10 protein-coding genes are annotated in these 22337 nt (G+C 53.4%); 3 read left to right on the top strand and 7 right to left on the bottom strand.

Going from position 1 to position 22337, the window contains the following annotated elements:
- Positions 1–34: 34 nt before the first annotated feature.
- The 4 genes from QMG44_RS20315 to QMG44_RS20300 all read right to left on the bottom strand — a co-directional run bounded on the left by QMG44_RS20315 (position 35) and on the right by QMG44_RS20300 (position 5715).
- Positions 35–964: a sugar ABC transporter substrate-binding protein gene (locus QMG44_RS20315; protein ID WP_079231783.1), complete on the bottom strand. Its 930-nt coding sequence runs from the start codon at positions 962–964 to the stop codon at positions 35–37.
- 31 nt (positions 965–995) lie between these two features.
- Positions 996–1982 (bottom strand): inositol 2-dehydrogenase, encoded by a 987-nt coding sequence (gene iolG / locus QMG44_RS20310; protein ID WP_025203474.1) that lies wholly within the window; start codon positions 1980–1982, stop codon positions 996–998.
- Positions 1983–2272: 290 nt separating this feature from the next.
- Positions 2273–4198, bottom strand: coding sequence for a 3D-(3,5/4)-trihydroxycyclohexane-1,2-dione acylhydrolase (decyclizing) (iolD, locus tag QMG44_RS20305; protein WP_086532219.1), 1926 nt, complete (start codon positions 4196–4198; stop codon positions 2273–2275).
- 11 nt (positions 4199–4209) lie between these two features.
- On the bottom strand, positions 4210–5715 hold the full coding sequence (locus tag QMG44_RS20300) for a CoA-acylating methylmalonate-semialdehyde dehydrogenase (protein ID WP_086532218.1): 1506 nt from the start codon (positions 5713–5715) through the stop codon (positions 4210–4212).
- Positions 5716–5993: 278 nt separating this feature from the next.
- Between QMG44_RS20300 and QMG44_RS20295 the strand changes: the two genes are divergently transcribed.
- Entirely contained in the window at positions 5994–6824 is an 831-nt protein-coding gene (locus QMG44_RS20295; protein WP_020883041.1) for a MurR/RpiR family transcriptional regulator, read from the top strand.
- A gap of 666 nt (positions 6825–7490) precedes the next feature.
- On the opposite strand, the gene QMG44_RS20290 is transcribed toward QMG44_RS20295, so the two are convergent.
- Entirely contained in the window at positions 7491–11363 is a 3873-nt protein-coding gene (locus QMG44_RS20290) for a hypothetical protein (RefSeq protein ID WP_281853267.1), read from the bottom strand.
- 784 nt (positions 11364–12147) lie between these two features.
- Here QMG44_RS20290 and QMG44_RS20285 point away from each other — a divergent pair.
- Entirely contained in the window at positions 12148–13044 is an 897-nt protein-coding gene (locus tag QMG44_RS20285; RefSeq protein ID WP_097752539.1) for a hypothetical protein, read from the top strand.
- A gap of 62 nt (positions 13045–13106) precedes the next feature.
- Positions 13107–13241 (top strand): hypothetical protein, encoded by a 135-nt coding sequence (locus tag QMG44_RS20280; RefSeq protein WP_281853266.1) that lies wholly within the window; start codon positions 13107–13109, stop codon positions 13239–13241.
- Between the two features lie 292 nt (positions 13242–13533).
- Here QMG44_RS20280 and QMG44_RS20275 read toward each other — a convergent pair whose 3' ends face one another.
- Together QMG44_RS20275 and QMG44_RS20270 are read right to left on the bottom strand one after the other, a co-directional pair.
- Positions 13534–17844: a hypothetical protein gene (locus tag QMG44_RS20275; protein ID WP_214282137.1), complete on the bottom strand. Its 4311-nt coding sequence runs from the start codon at positions 17842–17844 to the stop codon at positions 13534–13536.
- A 336-nt stretch (positions 17845–18180) separates the two neighbouring features.
- The gene (locus QMG44_RS20270; RefSeq protein WP_149858134.1) at positions 18181–22278 is read right to left on the bottom strand and encodes a HigA family addiction module antitoxin; all 4098 of its coding nucleotides are present in this window, start codon (positions 22276–22278) and stop codon (positions 18181–18183) included.
- Positions 22279–22337 lie beyond the last annotated feature (59 nt).

The raw sequence follows: 22337 nt of genomic DNA, 5'->3' as shown, positions 1-22337 counted from the left end.
GGGAGCCGCCACCTGCGCGGCGGCTCCGGATAAATCAGTTACCGGCCTCACTGATGCGCTCAGCCTGCTGCAGATTTTCTTTGGTGATAAGCGTTGGCGGGTAGTCCGCGCCGGTGATGGCTTTCTTCTCACGCACGTTGGCCACCAGCTGGCTCATCGCCGTTTGTACCGCGAAGCCCGGGCGCTGATCCGCCGTGACCGCCAGCCAGCCGTCGCGCACGCGCGCCAGCGCCTCAGGGACCGCGTCAAATCCGGTCACCAGAATTTCGCCTGGTTTCACGCCCTGGCCCTGCAGCGCTTCAATTGCGCCCAGTGCCATGTCGTCATTGGCGGAGAGGATCACCTGTGGGCGTTTCGGCAGTGACGGCAGAACGCTTTCCACAATGCGCATCCCTTCAGAACGCATCCAGTTGCCGGTCTGATCGGCAACGATCTTGTACTTGTCCCCGCCCGCCTTCAGGCTGTCGCGGATCCCTTTGGTACGTTCAATGTTGGAGGAGGAACCTGGCTGGCCGGTGAGCAGAATAATGTCTGCCCCGTTGGGGAATTTGCTTTTAACGAAGTCGCCAATCGCCTGGCCGCCTTTGTAGTTGTTGGCACCAAAATGCGGCACCTGCTTCTGGCTGTCGACGGAGCGGTCAAGCGTCACAACGGGCAGATTCGCATCCTGAATTTCATCCACCGCACTGGAGACGGCATTGACGTCATTCGGGGAGACGATGAACCCCTGCGCACCACGGGTGATGGCGTTTTCCAGGTCAGCGACCTGTTTCGGCGAGCTGCCCTGCCCGTCCAGTACCTGAAGCTTTACGCCCATCTCTTTTGCGGCTTTTACCGCAGTACGCTGCATGTGAACTTCAAACGGCATCGCCAGGTTTGGTGTACTGAAAACTATTTGCTCGTTTTCGGCCATTGCTGCCCCGGCGGTCATGGCGATGAGGGCGGCTAAGATCAGTTTTTTCATTATTATGTCTCTCTGTGTAGGGTGGTTGTGTTTAGAGGACGATCTCACGCTGGCTACGCAGGGATTCCAGCGCTTTATCCGCCAGGTACAGCGCACGTTCACCATCATCGCCGCTACAGTCAGGCGTCGCTTCGCCGCGCAGCACCGCAACAAAGTGTTCCCATTCCGCGGCGTAAGCGGATTTGTAGCGCTGCAGGAAGAAGTGTTCCGGCAGCGCGCCGGTGCAGCCCTGTTTGCCGTAGTGCTGCACCTGATTTTCAAGAATATTGCCCGCGCACAGCAGGCCTTCTGAGCCGTGCAGTTCCAGGCGCTGGTCGTAGCCATAAGAAGAGCGGCGGCTGTTGACGATGGTCGCCATCGCGCCGGAGGCATACTTCAGTACGATAAACGCGGTATCGATATCCCCCGCCTCGCCAATCGCCGGATCCACCAGATTGCTGCCCTGGGCATACACCGACACCGGCTCTTCGCCCATGATGAAGCGCGCCATATCAAAATCGTGAATGGTCATGTCGCGGAACATACCGCCGGAAACGCGCACATATTGCGCCGGTGGCGGGGACGGGTCGCGGGAGATAATCAGCAGCGATTCGGGCTTACCGATCCGCCCGGCCTGCACCTCGGTTTTGACCCGGCGAAACTGCGGGTCAAAGCGGCGGTTAAAACCGATAAACAGCGGTACGTTGTACTCGTTAACCACTTTCAGGCAGTCGCGCACGCGGGCAAGATCCAGGTGTACCGGCTTTTCACAGAAGATCGCTTTGCCGTGGCGGGCGGCCATCTCAATCAGATCCGCGTGGGTGTCCGTCGCAGACGCGATCAGCACGGCATGAACGTTTGGGTCGCTCATCGCGTCCTCCAGGCTCTGCAAACGAGCCTGATATTGCGTGGCGAGGCGGGTGGCAAATTCCTGATTCGGGTCGACCACAGACCAGAGCGTGGTCTCACTGTGGCTGGCGATGTTAGCTGCATGTACCTGGCCAATTCGGCCAGCGCCCAGTAAAGCAATGTTAAACATAACGGCTCCCGGTGTTGGTGAATGCTGTGAACTAACGACCCCTTAAATAAAACATTTATTTCATTTTTATAAATAGTGAAAATTATATTTTTGAGTGCGGGTTAACACTTTTGAGATGATTGAGATAAATTTTGTTATCAATATCACAACATTGCAGCCGCGCCGTGATGCACTTGCCACAGGAAAACAGGAGACAAAATGGCGACAGGTGTGCCCTCTCCCGTGGCGGGAGAGGGTGAGAATGAAGCCAGTGAAAAATGAAATGAAAATTTCGTTATGGCGGGAAATACTTAATACTGGCGTGCTTTTTTTACCTGCGCCTGGGTTTGCTCAGCGGCTTTGCGCACCGCAGGCGATCCCGCGACCTGCGCATCACCGGTTCGCCACCATGACGCGTAATCATGGGTCATGGTTTTCGGCAGCACTTTGATATCCAGCAGCGTTGGGCCAGGATGCGCCCGCGACGCCTCCAGCGCCGCCAGCAGACTCTGCTCGTCATGGACCCGCCACGCGCGACAGCCGTAGCTTTCCGCGTTCTGGGCGAAATCGACTTTCACCAGCGGCCCGTCAAGCCGGCCTGAATCTGGATTTCGATGACGGTTTTCCGTACCGAAGCTCCCCATCCCGTGCCCCATCTGCAGGTTATTAATGCAGCCGAAGCTGGCGTTATCAAACAGCAAAACGGTGACGTTAATCCCCTCCTGCACCGCGGTTTGTAGCTCGGAGTGCAGCATCATGTAGGAGCCATCCCCCACCATGGCGTAAACCGGCTGATGCGGGCTGGCAAGCTTCGCGCCTATCGCCGCGGCAATCTCATACCCCATGCAGGAGTAGCCGTACTCCAGGTGGTAACTGTCCGGCGTCTTCACCTGCCAGAGGCGCTGTAAATCCCCGGGCAGCGATCCGGCCGCGCCCACAACGATGGCGTTATCTTCGATATGTTGATTGATAAGCCCCAGCACCCGCGTCTGGGTCAAACGGGTGTTGAGCGCCTCACCGTATTCCGCCAGCTGCGCATCAAGGTGTCCTGCCACTTCAGGCGCATCGTCGGGATGCCACTGACGGCCCCATAAGCGCTGGCACTCCTCATGCCAGGCAGATTTCGCCTGAGCAATCTCCTCTCCCCAGTGGCTTCGGTACGCCGGGAGCGCCTGCGTTAAAGCGTGCAGCCCGGTTTGCGCATCGGCAATCAGCGCCGTGGCATCCAGTTTCAGGGCATCAAACTCGGCGACGTTCAAAAGCAGGAACTCGACGTCCGGATGGGAAAAGAGCGCTTTGGAGCCGGTGGTAAAGTCCGTCAGGCGCGTGCCGATGCCAATCACCAAATCCGCCCTGGGTGCAAGCTGGTTAGCGGCCATTCCGCCCGTCACACCGATCCCCCCCAGATTAAGGGGGTGATCGCTTACCAGCGCCCCCTTTCCGGCCTGGGTTTCGGCAAACGGCAGTTGCAGCGTCTCGACAAATTCCCGAAATGCCTCATGCGCGCCGGAATAACGCACGCCCCCGCCACACACCACCAGCGGACGGCGTTTACGGGCAATCAACGCCTGTGCCTGGGCCAGACGCTGGGGGTCAGGCGGACGGCGTTCAATGTGATGCACGCGACGCGCAAAGAAGCTCAGGGGATAATCCCAGGCTTCGCCCTGTACGTCCTGCGGCAGGCAAATGGTCACTGCTCCCGTCGCTGCAGGGTCAGTAAGCGTTCGCATCGCATTTAACATCGCGCTCATTAACTGTTCGGGACGGTTAATGCGGTCCCAGTAGCGTGAAACGGGACGGAAGCAGTCGTTGGTGCTGATACTGAGATCGTGGTACTGCTCGATTTGCTGCAAAACCGGATCGGGCTGGCGGCTGGCATAGATATCCCCCGGTAACAGCAGGAGCGGAATGCGGTTCGCGGTGGCGGTCGCCGCGGCCGTCACCATATTAGCCGCGCCGGGCCCGACGGATGAGGTGACGGCAAAAATGCGCCGACGGCGATGCTGTTTGGCGAATCCGGTCGCCATATGGGCGATGCCCTGTTCGTTACACCCCTGCATCACCTGCAGGTGGCCAGGATCCTGCTCCAGTGCCTGGCCGATACCCAGCACGTTACCGTGACCAAAAATGGTCGCCACGCCCTCCACGAAGGGCGTTTCTTGTCCATCAATGGAGACATATTGTTGATTAAGGAATCTGACCAGGGCCTGAGCCATGGTCATACGTTCGGTTTGCATAAAACCTCCTGTCAGCCCAGCGTCGGCATGGAGAACGCAGCGCCAGTCTCCTGCTGCATTTCCGGCCAGCGTGCGGTGATGGTTTTCATTCGGGTGTAGAAACGCACGCCGTCGTTGCCGTGGACATTCAGCGCACCAAAGATCGAACGCTTCCAGCCACCAAAACTGTGGAACGCCATCGGCACCGGGATCGGCACGTTCACCCCAACCATCCCCGCCTGCACCTCTTCGCAGAAGCGGCGCGCGCAGCCACCGTCACGGGTAAATATTGCCGAGCCATTACCATATTCATGCCGGTTAATCAGGTCCACCGCGCTGCTGTAATCTGCAACACGCACCACAGAAAGTACCGGCCCGAAAATCTCTTCTTTATAAATGGTCATCTCCGGCGTGACGTTATCGAACAGCGTTGGTCCAACAAAATAGCCCTGCTCGTGGCCTTTCACGCTGCACCCACGGCCATCCACGCGCAGGCGCGCTCCCTGAGTTTCCCCGCTGTCGATATAGCCCAGCACTTTGTTACGGTGTGCCGAGGAGATAAGCGGCCCCATTTCGTTCTCTGGCGTCTGGTCCAGACCCGGTCCGACGCGCAGCGCGGCAATCTGTTTTTCCAGCCGGGAACAGAGTTCATCAGCGGTGTTATCCCCCACCGCCAGCACCACCGACAGCGCCATGCAACGTTCTCCCGCCGCGCCGAAGGCAGCGCCCATAATCGCGTTCGTCGCCATATCCATATCGGCATCCGGCATTAAGATGCAGTGGTTTTTTGCCCCGCCCAGCGCCTGACAGCGTTTACCGTGGGCGGAGGCGGTCTCGTAAATGTATTGGGCGATCGGCGTTGAACCGACAAAGCTCACAGCCTGCACGCGCGGGTCAGTCAGCAGCACGTCAACCGACTCTTTATCGCCCTGCACCACGTTAAACACGCCGTCAGGCAGGCCGGCGTCTTTCAGCAGTTTTGCCAGCGCGAGCGCCAGAGAGGGATCTTTTTCCGACGGTTTCAGCACGAACGTGTTGCCGGTGGCCAGCGCAATCGGGAACATCCACATCGGCACCATTGCCGGGAAATTAAACGGCGTGATCCCGGCACATACGCCGAGCGGCTGCATCAACGAGTGGCTGTCGACACCGGTGCCAACGTTAGCGGAGTGCTCACCTTTTTGCAGATGCGGGATGCCGCAGGCAAACTCCACCACTTCCAGGCCGCGGGTCAACTCGCCCACCGCGTCGGAGAAGACTTTGCCATGCTCTTCGCTGATGATGCGGGCCAGGCGCTCCATGTTCTCTTCCAGCAGCGCTTTGAAGCGGAACATCACGCGTGCGCGTTTAAGTGGAGAATGACGCGCCCAGCCAGGAAAAGCCTGCTGTGCTGCGGCAATCGCCTGTTCGGTTTCCTGTGCCGTACTCATCACCACCTGGCGGATCTGCTCTCCGGTGGCCGGGTTGAAGATTGCCTGAACGCGCTGGCCTGAACCGGTGACACACTCGCCGTGAATAAAATTCGCTACCGTCTCCATCCTTAACCTCTCACTGTTGATAGGTGACTGTTACGTGAACACTATATATGAAACAAATATTCCATTTTAAGTTGAAATAAAATAAATGATGATTATTGTGATCAAGGATGGATTTTTATGTTAACAGCCACTATCACCGGTGCAGCCTGCGCTATTAAGGCATTTCAGGCGTTGAAATGCGTGAAGCTTCTGTTTCATTTTTGAGGCCAGATGGACGGCCGGCATTTAAAAGACGCGGTTTTGCGTTTAGAATCATAAAACTATGCATAGGGGGTAAAATGACCACAGCAACCAGCCTGAATGAGCTGCAGCAGCAAATCCGCGATCGCTACGATAGCCTGAGCAAGAGGCTGCAGCAGGTCTCCCGCTATGTGCTGGATAATACCAACAGCGTGGCCTTTGATACGGTCGCCGTCATTGCCGAGCGTGCCGATGTGCCGCCGTCAACGCTGATCCGTTTTGCCAATGCTTTTGACTTCACCGGCTTCAACGAGATGAAACAGCTGTTTCGCATGAACCTGGTGGAAGAGACCGCCAGCTACAGTGACCGCGCCCGGCTGTTTCGCGAAATGGAAAGTCAGGCCGTCCCGGAAACCCCGCTCGATATTCTGCAGGAGTTCGCCCGTTCAAATGCGCAGGCCCTCCAGCAGCTGGCCGCCCGCGCCGAGCCGGAGATGCTGGAACGCGCCGTACAACTGCTGGCCGACGCCGACACAATCTATATCGCCGGGTTACGCCGCTCGTTTAGCGTCGCCGCCTATCTGACCTACGCCCTGAGCCACCTGGAGTGCCGCCCTATTCTGCTCGACGGAATGGGGGGGATGCTGCGTGAGCAGATCAACCGCATCAAAGCGCAGGACATTGTGGTATCGATCAGCTTCTCGCCGTATGCGGAAGAGACGGTAATGGTCAGCGAAACCGCCGCCAGCGTCGGCGCGCGGCAGATTGTGATCACCGACAGCCAGATAAGCCCGCTGGCCACCTTCAGCGATCTCTGTTTTGTGGTGAAAGAGGCGCAGGTTGACGCGTTTCGCTCGCAGTCGGCGACGCTGTGCCTCGTGCAGTCGCTGGTGGTAGCGCTGGCATATCGGCTGGGCAGTGGGAAGTAACGGAGAATAAAAAACCCCCTGCGCAAGCAGAGGGTTTGGGGTGATATCAGGGGAAAATCATTCCCACTCAGTTGTAAACAATCATAAATAATCATTATACAACAACATATTGCAAATTAACTTCGATTCAATACCATTAAAAATACCATGCCAAGAAGAATCACATGAGCGCATGAGCGCATGAGCGCATGAGCAGCATCGTAACGGACCGCCGACCGCCTTATGGAGCCCAGTTTCACAATTTCACCAACGACGGGAACTCGGATCTAGGTCCGAATGTCTGGACTAGGCTGATTGCGGCCGTTCATTCAGGAGTCAACAACTGCTGTGATCGAAACCGGACTCTGCACTCATTCGAGCCTACCGCCGACATCTGCCCGACATAATGCGGCAACTAGGTGTGTCACTCGATCTGATTGGTCGATGTCAAACCTCGTGATAGCCAGCAATCGCGTCCGCAGGGATTATCGGCATCACGGCTACGCGGCAGAAAAACGTGAGGCCTGGGTCAGGCTGTAGAACGGATCGAGGGCTACTTGACGATAGAGCCTGCAGCGGCGCTTTCGCAGGCCGGAGTAGATCAGTCCCCATTCCATACAGCGAGCTTGCAAAGGACCCACTCACAAGGCCGGTTTTCATGCTGGTCGCGGTGGCTTCAAGGCCGACTCAGGAGCGACCCTCCCAGTTCTTCAGGGTCTGTCTTAGCCTTGATGGATGATCCTGGGACAGCTCGATAGCACGCGAGCGAAGCTCCTGTATCTTGCTCTTGAAGACGTCATCGGAGAACTTGCCTAGCACCATGAACTTAAGGACGATGTCATACGTCTGCCAGTGCTTCGGGGGATGTTTGTCGAGCATGGCTTCGATCAGCTTCAGCATTTGGAATTTTGCGGTGGCCAGTTCTTCGTCTTCGGCCTCATTCTCCTCGCCTGCATCATCTCCGTCTTGAAGGACGTGCAGCGCCCTGAGAAGGGTCACAGCAAACTTCTCCAGTGCACTGTCGCTTTCGAAATGCGATAGGAACTCTTCACGATGCGACTCGGGAATCCAGCTTTTGTGTTCGTCCAAGGAATCCAGGGCGCTGGGTGCGAGGGCCGCCATCCGGGCAAGCCAATCTGACTTCACGTCTTGACTCACGGGTAGTCCGAAGAGCACGGTCCAGACGTCCAGCATGTACTCGCCCGTCGTGTGCTGTTTGCGCGCGAGCAACAGACCGGCCAAGCGGTCTGCATGTGTGACACCCAGCGCACCTGCTACTTCCGCCAATTCCTCTTCCTGGTCCATTGATGCCACCCATTCCCATGCGACCTCGAACATACTGTGGTCTGGCATGCGCACGATCCTCCGGATCACCTCCTGCCAGTCGATGTTTCTTGATCCGTGTGCGCCAACATAATAGATGATGGGATGGTCGCCAGTGAAGACATGCACACACGCTTCGAGAAGCGAGTCCTGCATCCCAGAGATGATCCCCTCTGGTGCTGAGGCCAATGTGAGCCCAGCAGGCAAAAGCGTCTTCTGGATTTCAGATGGAACGTCACGACGTGTCAACGCTGATGCTTGCAGCCAGATGACATCAAGGTCCGCTGTCGTCAAATGCTTGAGCAGACGCGAGCGTTCCACGTCCGTCAGGTCGTCCCAAGCATTGACCAGGTCCGAGACGACACGAATCCGACTTGCTGTGCCTGGCACTGCAAGCAGGCGTTCGATTCGTGCTCCCCTCTCGCCGGTGTCGCTCGGCACACCTGACATAAGGATGTCCGTGACGCCGAGGATGTAGTCACTTGGGGTGCCAGACAACGCGTACTGATGGACCAACTCTATCCAACGATCAATGATTTCCAGAAGGCTCTGAGTGGAGATGTTCCCGATGGCGTCATCCATCACGTGGTATAGCCGCTCATCCCTGAATGAGGCGCCCAGCGGCAGTTGGCGAAGAACCTCTGGCATCAAAGCTTCAAACAACGGCCAAGGTGTAGTTGCGCCTCCATACTCTTTGCGAGCAATGAGTACTAGACTGTCGATGAGGACCGCGGCGGCGATCGGGGAGTCAGCCATAACCTGCAGTCCTCTTATGAGTGCGGCGCGGCGCGCCTCACCGCAGTCTGGCCACACTTCAAGAACGCCTTGGTATGCGGCCTTGATGACGGATGGGTGCTGCTCATTGAAGATGCGCTGCAGCAGCAGGTGGTCATCGTCCCGAGGGGAACCGAGCCAGAGATGCGCAACTGGCGCACGGATCATAGAGATGTCAAAGCTAAGAAGACGAGACGCCATCTGAAGCGTCAGCTGCCCCGGTGACTGCTGAAGGAACATCACAGCTCTTGCCGCATTGTGTGCGGAGAGAGTGTGCGGCCGCTCACTGTCGAAGAGGGCTAACGCATCCGCCACCTCAGCATGAGAAACCGATACTGGGAAGGCATCGACTTCCAGGAAGTCTCCAAAATTGGCCGACGGGATGCGTGGCTGACCGTCCGCTGTCCATTCGACGGAAGAGAGCTCCATGACGGTCACGCTGCGTACCCATTCAGGCATCTTTTCCTGCTCTTCCACTGACAACGATGTAAGCCTGCGCGCGAGAAACTCGAAACACAGATCACGTACCGCCGGGAAGACCGAACGCAACCCGCGAACCGCTATGTTGATGACGCCTTGCCAACCTTCCTCTGTGTTCAGATTTCGGTACACCCATCCGAGATTGGTGGCCGCCGCACGTGAGGTATCAGAATCGAGCGTGAAGAGCGCCCGCTCCAAAGCGGACAGCGCCGACTCCATTGACCGGGTCGTGGCTGCATCCACAAGCGACTCGGCACTAGCCCGGTAGAACGGGTGGCTGAAGGTGTAACGTCTAGATGCCCGGCTCACCATCCTTCGAAGCTCAAGGCGATCTAAATCACCGATCTGCTGAGCAGATAAAGCCGGGAGTGGTACGTAGCTTAGCGGCGGCGGCGTAGCCGAGACTAATCTAGGCCAAGAGGACATGGTGCCCTTGACGTTAGACTCCCCGGGCCGGTCGCTGCGCTTGTCGTCCAGCACAAACGCCAGCTCCAACTCGGCGCTTCGAAGGGAAGGTGTCGATGCGATCGCGAGCGCGCTCATTAGAGGTGCGAGTTGCTCCTCGCGCAGCGCGTCACCCAAAGATCTCGAGTCCTGACGCGCATGGCTGATAATGTCGGCAAGCTGAGCGTCCGCGCCGACACGGTCGTGGTTGGCCGCAAGGTAGACCAGGCAGCCAGATTCCAAGTCAAGTTGCCCGGTCTCGATGGCCTCTGCAACCAACGTCCCCAGAGCTGGCGGGACGGAATAGTCAGCGGTCAGTGCGCTCCAGAGGCCGCTCAGGAAGTCGTTGGTACCAATGCTCATCTCCACCCAGGGCAAGTTGCCCGTACGGACGGCGGAGACTGACTGGCATCGAGAGATTTGTAGGAGGCGCTCCTGCGCTTGAGAGACGATAAGCCTCCTGCCGTTGGCAAGTTTAGGGATCAAGGCGCCCAGTAGCATTAGCTCACGTGCCGCATTCTCCGCCGCGTGCGCACCTCCAAGTGGGTCGTCGACGAGAGCGGCCCGGTTACCAGTGACAGGTTCGGTCAGATAGCGCTCTGCTTCTGAAATGTCGTTACAGATTCGAACGCTGTAGCCCTGGCTTTGTAGCGAGTACGCCAGGTTGCGAGCGCAGCTCGTCTTTCCTACGCGAGGAGCGCCAGTGAGGAGGAGCGCAGAGTCCAGCGACAGCCGGTCCAGCAAGACGTCCTCCTCCCCTCTGGAAATATATGACGCCGCCACCAACGGGTCTACCGCCGAGCCCCAAGAGATGACCCTGCCCACCTGTGGCAGTACGTCCACCCCAGTCTTTTTCTCCGTCACGACGATCTCTGTGATGCGTCTCGTGGCCTCCTCTACCCGATCTGGAACCACACGGTGAACAGCTTCGAGAGTGTCTCGAATGCGTCTTAAAACCTCGGTCTCGTCGAGTCGTTCAGTGATCACAACCCTTTGAAGTGCTGCCTGCAGTGAAGCAGCTGGTGTGGCAACAAGCCATGCCCCGATGTTCGCCCGACGTCGTTTAGTCAACTTCGAGTCAGTCGATGAAGTGCCGGTCTCGTAGTTATGAAGGCTCTCCCGCATTCCGCACTCCGTGGCGGTTGTCACACTCCCCTTAGGTGTGTGTGTTGTGTGGACCGACAGGGGCACCGCATGGGGGACGACTGCGTCATTGCAGCGGCCGCTGGCAACAAAGAGCACTGATCTGCTGGAGTCGCTCGAAATCCGCTCTAGCAGCGATCCGCTGTCACCGTAGGCTGGATAGTGTGCAAGCCAATCCGCCAATACGTCATGAGTGATGGCGTTGTTTGCGCCCTTCACCTGCACCTCTACCGTTCTGGCAACGCCGCCTTCTGTGGTTTGTAGAAGTGCATCTTCACCATCCTTGGGCTCGATCTGCAGCGAAGCCCCTGGGTTCCCAGAAGAGAGCACAGCCAGAAGTGCGCATACGTGGTCCTGAAAGCGGTACTTCTGTTGACCGATGATTTCTATTGACATGGCTCTTCGTCGAAACGAAGCCTCCTTCTCTGCTATATGGTTGGATGGTTCGAGTATCCATCGGAATGCGCCGCCATGGCAGCCTGCTCACACGAGGACGTCGCGGGTCCAGAGAAGCGCTGCGCGGCCAGGTGATGTACGTCATGAGCCCACTGCAGCTCAGTGCGACGTACAAGTCTGCACCAACCAACTTCGATGTCATGGGCGGCCCCGAAGGTGGAGCCATCGTCAGAGGCAAGCCGATGAACTCGCCTGTCTTCCCGGCCGACTCGCACCACCTTCCGCCAGCGATGAACGACGTTGGCATTAATACCAAGCCAGTTGTGGGATGTGTCCTTGGTATCAGCGCCACCCGACTTGTAACATCTTACTCAACATCATAAAAAATGCCATTGATAAGACAATACGCACCATCAACGGCGCGTGAAATATTATTCCAAAATCAGTTGGTTATAAAAAACCAATTCCCAATCGAATATCAATGAGTGGATATTACCCATAAAAACAGTCAGTTATAATCAAGAGCTTTCTCAATACCACTGCTTATACCATGCACATTATTTTTTTGCTGCTCATCAACGTTTTAGTTAGACTTTGGCACAAGTTGAAGATTCCGTCATCTTGACTCGATACTGTTGTCATTAGTTGACAGGCCTACTTTATGTTATGGCTAACTATGCGCCTAGTATACTATGATATGTTGTGCAGGAAGTGTTTGTATTTTGTGATTCGGTAGCTACAAACCAGCTTGTCTATCAATCGTTTGGCATCACAAGGAGCGAGGATGAAGTTTGAATTTGGAGATCTATATAAATTTATAGTATCTCTGGGTGTAGTATTGATAACTCTATCTATTTTGGCTCCTTGGATGTTTCTTAGGGAGCCTTTCGATCTATTTCGACCAGAATCAGAGATAAACGCACTGTCAGATGTGGCTAAGGCTGTGGTAATTAAAAGGCAGTCCGCAGTTTCGTTTATAGTTAGCTTTATTCCATGGTTCTCCTCTATCGGCTCTGCGGTAGGAATGATATTTATTTTCATTGGTCTGAAAAACTGGAGAAAAAATCAGCTTCATCTTGACGAGCAAACAAGGCTCGATGTCGAAATTAAGAAGCAATCACTTCGCGATGCAACCAAAGATGAAATAGAAGAGAAACAAATATCAGAATACGAGAGTCTTCACGTTGCAGAGTCTAGAAATTCGGATGCCTACATTGTTAATTCTTTTAGATCGCAATACTCAGAAGTAGAAGAACTTGTCTACCGCAAGTTATCGAATGTGTATGGGAATAAGTTTGACGTTAGTCGTAACAAAATGGTGGCCAACGTTGAACTGGATATATTACTTCGTGGTAAAGCATTGTTAACAAAGGACTATATAGTTGAAGTTAAATATATAAGAAAAGGATTTAACTTCGGCTGGCTTCGCGAAGTATATTTAAAAAACATATATGCGAAGAGCGTATATTCTCAAGTTACAAACAGATTACCGAATACACTGCTCCTCATCGTTATTGATTCGGAGGCTTACAAGGAAGAAAAGTACAATCAGTTAATAAATAGACTGTCTGGAGAGACTGAAGGTCGAAAGGGAAAAGACCTAGTTCGCATAATTACGAAACAGGAGCTTATGGGTATTGATGATCAAGCTATTCAAGAAAGGTTGGCTATCCATGCCTAATAAATGTAATCATGCGTAATAATTTCCCGGTACTGCGGGTGTTAACACTCAGGAGTAAATGGATGTTTATTGCAGTATATGCATTAGAAAATAAAAAAAGAAGAGAGGTATCTTTTCGCGAAGCGTGCAAAGCGATTTATCAACATTGCGGTTGTTTTGGTTCTCGATTACACACAACAGATAAATCTAATATTTAAGTTGGTCACGCTCAATGGCCCACTGCCAAAAAAAATAAAAGGCCAGCATGACAATTAACATCACTGCGAAGAAACCAAATACCTCGGCAGCTTTTTGGGGAGAGGGAAGTGAAAATCCATAAAAAAAACCAGTCAGGAACTGACCGGCTTTTCATCTATTTTATAACTTAGCCTACTCCCACTCTGTTTTCATTAGATATAAAAACAAAAAAGTAAAAGGCCATAAAAAACTCCACGTACGGAAATCACCAACTTAAGCAATAAATTTGGTACTCGGAATCTATTTTAGTATTCAAGGCTTTGCCTGGGACTCAATGGGCAACCTAGGACGCAAATCAAGAAGATGTACATGTATATAGGCTCCGCCTCCCAAAGCCTGTTGCACTCTGTCAGCCTCTGCACTCAGCAGCAGTAGTAACTCATCTACTTTGATCATGTGCTTTCCATCTGGATGTTGCCATTGACGGTCTTTTGCAAGAGTCACCAGCAAAGCTCCAGCTTTATTGTATTCTGATGCCATATATTTCCTAACAAGCTGATTTTCTATAGTATCTCGCAAGTCTGTTGCTGTACGCCCATCACCAAGTTTTAGTTCAATCACAGCTTCATGTTTAGAAATAACAGAGCGCAAACGTATATCAGTTTCCTTTTCGTCAGCTGTCACAGCTTCCTGATCCACAGTGTATATCGAGTTCGCGGCATGGCACAGTTCACGCGCAATTTCTCGACGCATGACCCTCTCGTCTGATATTCCTGCCCAAGCCTCTCGCGGTGACGCATCACGGAGAAGAAGGTCGTTTAGATCAGACAGTCTGTCCTTCAAAATCGCAAACATGGCTTCGTTCGTTGAGGCTGGCGCTTCTCCGCTTCGATCAAGCGCCACTGCTTGGGCCTCATCAAATACCTCAGCATCAATCTCTTGCGCCCAACTCTCTTCTGCCATAGTCAAAATGCGATCCTTGAAATGAGCGCACAGGGGATCTGCGGCCATCTCGAGCTTGGCAGCCAAACCCTCCTCGCCTTTCGCGTTGAGTAATGCTGTGACAATGCTATTGCGGGCCTGTTCCGCTTTGTCTCGAGTGTCCGGTGAATAGGATTCTTCGTGGTGAGCATCGTCTTGTATTCGAACATGGCGATAGGCCAAACGAAGAAGCCTCAGTAGTAGTTGCGGCGTGAATCTTTCGTCACCCAAACCAATTCCGTCTTGGCGATCACCAAAGAGGCTGGCCAGCCATGTCACAGCGTCTGATCGCTCAGATGGTTCAACTATCTCAATCTGATCCGCCAGCTTTTCGACACTCATCTGTGGATCTATTCGCATTAAGGTCGACAACCAAACCAGACGCAGCGGAAACGGCAATTGTTGTTCTAATCTTTGTAGTGCCTGTCCTTGAAGTCTCTCAATTTCCGCAGCATCGCCATGCTTCAAGATAACCCGTGTGACTTGCCGAACCCTTTCGGTCATTCCGGTCGTGTTATCGACGCCATTAATAAGGTCCCCACCGTCATCTAGCCAAGATTCCAGTCGGGGCAAAAATAAACTGGCAACCCTCTCAGGCGCATAATCAATTCCTTGAAGTAGGCTCGAATGTCCACGCTCATCTGACGGTTGGTTCAGCTCCCACGACAATTCATTTCCAAGCGTCCGGTCCACTGCGTTTGGATGCGTGTCTACGAGACTCTCAATCCACTGAGGCAAACCGTTCAGTTCAATCGGAGCGTACCTCGCGGCTAGCTCAGCTTCAGCATTGCTGAGTTTTTCTGCCCAGTCGGGAGCCTCTGCTTCGGCATAGATCGCGGCCAGACCAAGTTGCCAACGTACAAGAAACGTATTACGCTCGCCTTCAGGCCTTTCGCTGGCAAAAGTTGGGTGGTCATCACGCCAGATCTTCATCAGCACCCGGCGAAGCTTATCGGCGGTTTCTTGATTAAATTGCTCTTCAATGAATCGCCGGTTCCAGCCTGACGATCGACTGTCAGCACCATAATGACTCATGGCGCGCCACAAGTTCCAAGCAGTGCTCCAACTTTGCTCCGTCGAAAAAGCGTTTTCAGGCTGATTGGCAACTTCTCGCCAGAACAGAATCCAGCTCGCGCGGTTCTTGGCCTTTCGCCGCTCTTCTTGCTTCTTTCTTTCAGCCTGCGTCTTTTCCCAACGATGATGCTCTTTGTCGTGCTTCGATGGCTTCATCCAGTCGTCAAGTCTTTGCACTAATGAAGGTTCATCGACTATGAGAGGCCTAAGTCCCTCAACGTGTTCTTTCGATGTATGACGATCTGGAGGCAGGCGGATTGCTGCCTCCAATAGCATTGCGCGTTCACCCACATCTCGGTTCGTGTCACCAAGAGCTTCATTCACCCATGTAAGATCCCTGTCCGGTCTTAACTGAACAGGTCCATCATGAATAATGATTTCTGCGAGCCGCATCCAGGGATCTTCGATCTCATGGAGCGACTGTAGCAAAGCGTTTTCGATCCAGAAAAGACGCTCATTTTCCACTGCTTTCAGATTGAGCAGCCGTTCACGAAGTGACTTAATTGGCTCTTGGTCGTAATGGTCTACGTGGTGTAATCTCAATGCGATTACACCACCATACAGCCACTGGTCGCCTTGGTTTATATCGAGGCCACGTTCACATGTTGCTGCTAGTATTCCACTGAGATGTGGCCTATCACTCGTTATATGTGGGAACTCATTTCTCCATTTAAGCCCCTCTGATACTAACGTAAGGAGGCCATCACGAAGTTCCTCAAGAACATGGGGAGCAAGGGACGCTGTTGCTATCAGACGTGCAAGTTGCCAATTAAGATTGCCTATGTTCCGCTTCTCTTGTTTTAACCATCGAAGAGTCCGACAAAGCTGCTCAACCGACATGTATTTTGGGAAAAGACTTAGTATGGCACCATGTACTACTCTGCCAAGCCATAGATCATCAGCATCTGCTATGCTGGCAGAAATTATTCCTAATCTCTCGTCAGCAAGGGCTACTAACGCCTCAATAGCCATTATGCGCTCGGTCTCAGTAGCGTCACTGTCTTGAGTGATGTCGAATATGATGTCTGCACATGCTCCTATGCGACCCGCCTCTATAAGACTGATGAGGACTTCCCGCACATCTGGATTTTCAATTCCACTGCGCCAAACCCTGACAATTTCTTCTGCCAACTCGTTCGATGCAAATCGATGGACTTGAATATGAGGCACTTGAAGGCCTCTCCACCCACCAGTGCCGTAACACTCAACATAAGCGCGAAGGGCTTGATTTCGCTGTGTTTGAGTTAGCGACTCTGGGTCGCCCTCATCCAGCAACACAGCAGGCTCATTGTCACGCAAGAGCTCAAATATCCCGTCGTCTTGCAAGGCCAGCCAACCCGCGATAGGTCGCTTGGACGGGCGAACGATTGTTTTACCTTTGGTCTCCGCAAAGATAAGGCGTTTAAGGGCTCGAAACGGCATGCCTTTTCTTCGAAGAGCTATTAGCCGATCCGCAGCAAGAAACTCCGCAACTGAACGATGATGGAAGCGCACCCTGCCATATGAAGCGAAGCCAAATAGCGGACGCTCCAGCAATGCTTTTCTTTCGTTCGGTCGCCAATCTGACAGAATGATCGCGGGATCGAGGGCAGCCTCTCCGCCAATATCGTCGGATGCAGCATTGTGGCGGATGGTTAGGCGACGAGTCATCTGAACGGCAAGGGCTAGTCGGCTAGCTCCTTCGATCGCTTTGTCCAGGGACAATTCCGCTGGCTCAAGTCTGTCCTCGCTCGGAAGCAGTTTCACGCGAACATTCGTAGCAACCTGCTCGCGATGCGTTCGAATGCGCTTGTGCTCACGCCAATCGGCGCATAACTCAATGAGGTCCTGAGGTCTACGTGCGAACTCCAAGGCATTACGACGTCTTAAATCCTCAAAAATAAACTCTGGATCGCTAACGCCTTGATTCCGACAAAAATTAACAATTTGCTCGTCCGATAAAGGCATCAAAGCTACCGACAGCCAATCGGGTGATTGTTTCTTATTTCTATTACCTTGTTGCTCCCGAGACTCACGCATTGCTATGTTCGCAAATATCTCTTCATCAGATTCATTGGATGGTACCGGTGGCACAGGTAGTACGTTTCGGACCACCTTTTCGTCAAAGGGTATCGGCCGTGTTGTGATGACGACCCGCACTCGGTGAAGCTGATTTCCAATACACTTTCTCAATCGTTTGAGCGCGCGCTCGAATGAACCTAACGTCAATTTCAGCTCATCAATTGAGTCTAAGAAAAATGTCGCTACCTCAGACTGCGAGGCAATCCAAGCGTCCAGTCGTGCTTCTTCATCCACATCCAGTAGGCTGCGAAGTTCGTCAGTCGCGAGCGCGGTCAATTCAATAAAGAATGCGGGTTCTCCCGCCGCCCAAAGACGCTTCGACTGTTCACGGCATTCATAGGTTTTCCCCGCACCCGCTTCAGAAATTATCAGTACTCGTTTTGAATGTAGTAAATCATCCCATGTATATCCTCGCGCCCAACCCATACTGACCAAATAAGGTTGTTGACCGGCATCACTAATCTTTCCATCAGGGATGTCTCTAAATGTCCTTGCTATCATTGTCACCAATGCCACCTATAAAACAGATATGGATTAGACTCGAACCAAGCAGTGCTGCTTCGTTACAACCGCTACTTTTTTAGATACAACCTAAATCACCAAGGGCTTAACAGGCACCTCAATACCATTTTTAAAGCTATTAAACAGCCCAAGAATGTCGTCTGAAATGTTATAGATGCCTACAGAGCGTCTGCACCATCCAAGCTCGGGCGCGGAGTTTCGAGTTAAGATTCTTACTCCATTATTAGTAATAACGTCATTTTTATTTAATATAAATAATTGGAAAATACCCAACATCATAGCAAATGTTATGAAGCGCAGATGTTTGCAACATTCTCTCATTCAATGCCTTAATCGACGTCGTATCCCGGCTTCGGTATCCTGTTGTTCGGCTTCCCCTTCATACGTATTGACCATCGACATCAGCAACGATGACGAAACAAAGGGATGCGTGAATTGCAAGGCTTCGGCCCAAGCGCGATACTTGTCTGCAAGCTCTCGCTCTTGACCACCACCTTCCCCACGCCAATGGGCACCGCGCGCGTTGTACAACCCGGTATGTGCCCCGCTGCTGATATCCTCAGACCGCAAGTCCTCCATCACATCGCGAACGGCTTCGTTCGGCCACACGCCATCCTCGCCAGCCGGTGCGTTAGAAAATAGCTTTCCAATGCACACATCCGCAATCTCCGCGCGGTCGAATTCAGCACAAGACCGCCTTATCGTTGCAACCCATTCCGAGAGCTTTTCATGTTGTTCCTCTTTAGTTGCCTTGTCTTGACCAGGGATACGCTCAATGGCTTCAAGGAGACGGTACCCGCGCAGTGCCAAATGCTCGCGACCTTCGGTAACGCGATACTCGGTGGGGTCTTCGCCATGGTCTTTGCGCTTATAGGCCCACACTGCAGCCTGCACGAACAGCTCAGGATGTTCCTCAATGTAGCGCTCAAGGTTAGGAATCTGCTGCTGGTCTTCCCCTCGGAAAGAGCGAGCCAAAACCTCTAAATATGCGAACTCCAGTCCAGCTTTTTCCTCTAGTGTGAGGTCCGCGTTGCGATTGATAAGCTGGAAGGCACGCTGCACATCGTAGTCGTGCAGCTGATACTCTCCAGCTTTATCCTTACTATTTTTCGCCATGGCAGATAGCGTCTTCACAAGGAGGGGCGGGTGTATTTCTTCTAGCTTGAAATGCATCGATAAGAAGGCTGCCCTAGGACGTTCGACTTCAAGCAGGCGGCGAACGCTCTCGTTGTTTTCCTCAGATGAGTCAAAAACATATTGCGGAACCACTTCAACCCAGTACCGATTGCGAGCTTCAGCCGAAAGTTGATCCACAAGCTCCCAGGTAGAAGCCCGGTAAGGAGAAAGGAGCAAGAGATGGAGCGCTTCCTCTTCGGCAACTTTGTCCCGCAGGCTCGCATATATGGCCTTTCTCCTGCCCTCGTCCAACGTCCAGAGCGCCCCTGCGACAATACCGTCACGAATCGAATCTTTTTCTGCCGGACCTAGGCTTTGCAAGATCAAATCTTCAATCTGCTCGTCGGTAAGTATGCCTGACACTAGGTGAGCGCCGATTTGGCGTTGAGACTTTCCTTTTTCAGAAAGCGCGAGAATGCCCGGTATACCTCGTTCTTGCGCAATGTATGTCAGAGCTTCAACGCGGAGCTTTTCTATGCGTTGCTCACGAGCTCGGAAGTCCATCTCGTCTCCTGTGAGTTCGTCCACCGACTCCTCAACCCATCCCTGCCGAAATAGCCACTCATACTTGTTCACAATGTCCTTGGGCTGCAGCTTGGAATAGACCTCCTTGGCTTTTTCCGTCAGGCTCGCTTGCCCCTCCTCATTGACCTTTTTACGCCCCCGGCGAGAGAGGACAGTCACACGAATTTTCTCGCGTATCTTCGCAACCTCCTCGTCAAGAGCGCCCGCGTTGAGCCACTCCTCGATGATCTCCCATACGCGCACTTGGTCCTCCGAAGCGAGTGCATGTAGCCTTGACACAAGGTCACATAACATCTCGACCGTATAGGACGGCCTGCTTAGCGCGACTTTCACCATCTCTCTGACGAATGCATGGATCGGTCCCCATGTTTTGAAGGGCTCCCCGACCCCGTACCCGTCCGGACGCCACTTCGGCTTATGACTATAGCCGCCGACGTGGCTCCCGTAATCACCGAACTGCTGGAGACAAACCCTCCACCCGACCGTCGGATGCTTATCCAAAAGCATACTGACCGCCTTCAGGCGCATCTCGTGATTTGCAGCCGTCTGCGGCATCCATGAACGAAGTATGGAACCAAGCGATTCAATAGGCTTATTTGCCCAGTTATCGTTAATCTCAATCTCAGAAAGCTGCCCCAGAATCTTTACTACCCGCGGAAAGGTAGTCGGATTCCAAGCAAGTCCTTCTAGCGCCCAAAGCAGTCCAGTGCGCGGACATGAACCAAATAGCCCCGTATCGACAGGTCTCAGCAAGCCCATGACTTCGGACTTTTCTGCTCGCAGGTCACGCTCAATGATATCAAGGAACTCGGCAGGAGCCGCTTCTGCATAAAGTGGAAGGTCACGCCCGTTAGCTTCTAACTTTCTAGTCGTTACAGGCACAAGAAGATCACGCACGATTTTCGCAGCTTCAAGTTCCCCATCAAAGCCAAGGTGCTTCCCGAAGAGATTCTTGCCATACACAGCCAGCAAAACCAAAGTCTCGGAAATGCCTTCTCGCACAGCCCCGGAGAACTCTCGTCTTTTGCCATGCATGGCCGCCGCCCAACGCTCTTCCTCAGGCAAGTCGAGGGCAGGATCATCTTCACCTAGTACAGTCCGCGCAACGTCAAGAAAGCGGTCAAGGTCGGCCTTGGAAACCGTACCAGCAATTGCGAAGAGGGAGTCGATTTTTGAAATCAACCCCCGGTACCCACCAATTGACCAAACTGGAGAGTCGTTGAGCCGCAACAAATCAAGAATGCGCTTTTCCAGTACTTCAAAAGGAGCCTCAGCCAGATGGGACAGGATAGTTCGATCCGCCTTGTTCTGGGTGTCCCATGCGCCGATAAGCACGAGCGGAACAAGCCCCGATGCGATTTTTGGGTCTTCAGCCCAAGCAGGTGTATGGATTGCCGGTATATTCGAGAGTTGACGTCGAAGAACCGTCAACGAACGCCCGGAGGCGTTCGTTAGTTTCGCTATGTCATCACGCGATTTGCCCATCGTTTCCAGAGCTTTAGTGAATGGCTCGAATCCAAGCGGCTCCAACACGACATGAGGCTCCACGCTAGTAGCATTGCGGGGATAAACAACAATGGTTTGTAGCGATGAGCTGTAGGGCCCAAGCTCACGTTCCACTTCCCGTGTATGGGCTACTGCAATGAACTCGGTAGTGCCTTGGGCGAGTTTCGGCAGTACTCCTGCCCTGTCAAACACCAACACCCGATCCCTATACTGTTCAAGCTCGGGGGTTGCCAGGACCTGACTTAAAAACGCAAGCACCTCTTCAACGGAGTCAGCCGCTATTACTAAGGGGTTCGCATCGTCTTTCGCAAGGAAGGATTTGATCCTGTCGTTCCACACCTCGTTCGCAGTAGCAAAAAGAGAAGGATGAAGCGCGGGGGCCGCTACGTTTGCCCAATCGCTCCAGCAACGCTCCAGCGTTCTGACACCATTAGAGGGACGATCCGTCTGGTTCGCAAACCAGGTCTGGGCCGCTAGTGATTGCTCCATCCACTGCTCAAGATCACTGGCGTCATATGCACGAATGTCTTTCCAGAGCTTTTTGCCCTTCATTTCCGCGACCCAGGCAACCTTACCCGGCCACCGCCTTGGAGTGACAAAGACAAACGTAATATTTGCCCTTTCAGCGCTCTTGAGAGCTTGGACGCTTTTTGCAAAATCCCCGTCTGCCTTGGCTTTAGTGTCCGCTGTGACACCGAACTCCCACCCAGAAACACCAGAGGGTATCCAAGGTGTGCCGGAACTGGCCTCAATGAAGCCGTCCCAGCCAGCACGTTCAGCATCGTCGTTACCGGGGAAGTCCACTTTCTGAAGATCGCGTCCTGTTGAGTGAATGAGCGTTCTCAGGAGTACCGAGAATTTAGTGCGTGCAAGAATTGTCGTTGTGAACCAATTTACGAGATCGTTGGCCTGGACATTAAGAAAAGGAGGCACGTAAGTGCGCGCCTTTTGAGCTGCACCTGCCGTTTTATCAGCTTGCGCGTCATATGCTGTCTGCATATCGAGAATGGCCTTGGCGGAAATACCGAAAGTACGCTCAAGACGTGCAGCCATATCGGGCGTTGTAGATACCTTTCCATTGAGAAAATTCGAAACGCTCGGGCGGCTAACACCGATCAACTTCGCCACCTCAGTAACCGTGAGCCCGCGAGGATCAAGAACATTTTTACGAACATAGGAACCCGGATGAAGGGGGACGGAATTACCGGTCATGGTTGTCGCCTCACTGTAAGGTGTAACGCTACACCTTACACCTTAGTGTCGAAGACGAT

It is taken from the genome of Enterobacter sp. 200527-13 (assembly GCF_027924865.1).
Classification (GTDB): domain Bacteria; phylum Pseudomonadota; class Gammaproteobacteria; order Enterobacterales; family Enterobacteriaceae; genus Enterobacter; species Enterobacter ludwigii.
This window is presented reverse-complemented; position numbering and strand designations above follow the sequence as displayed.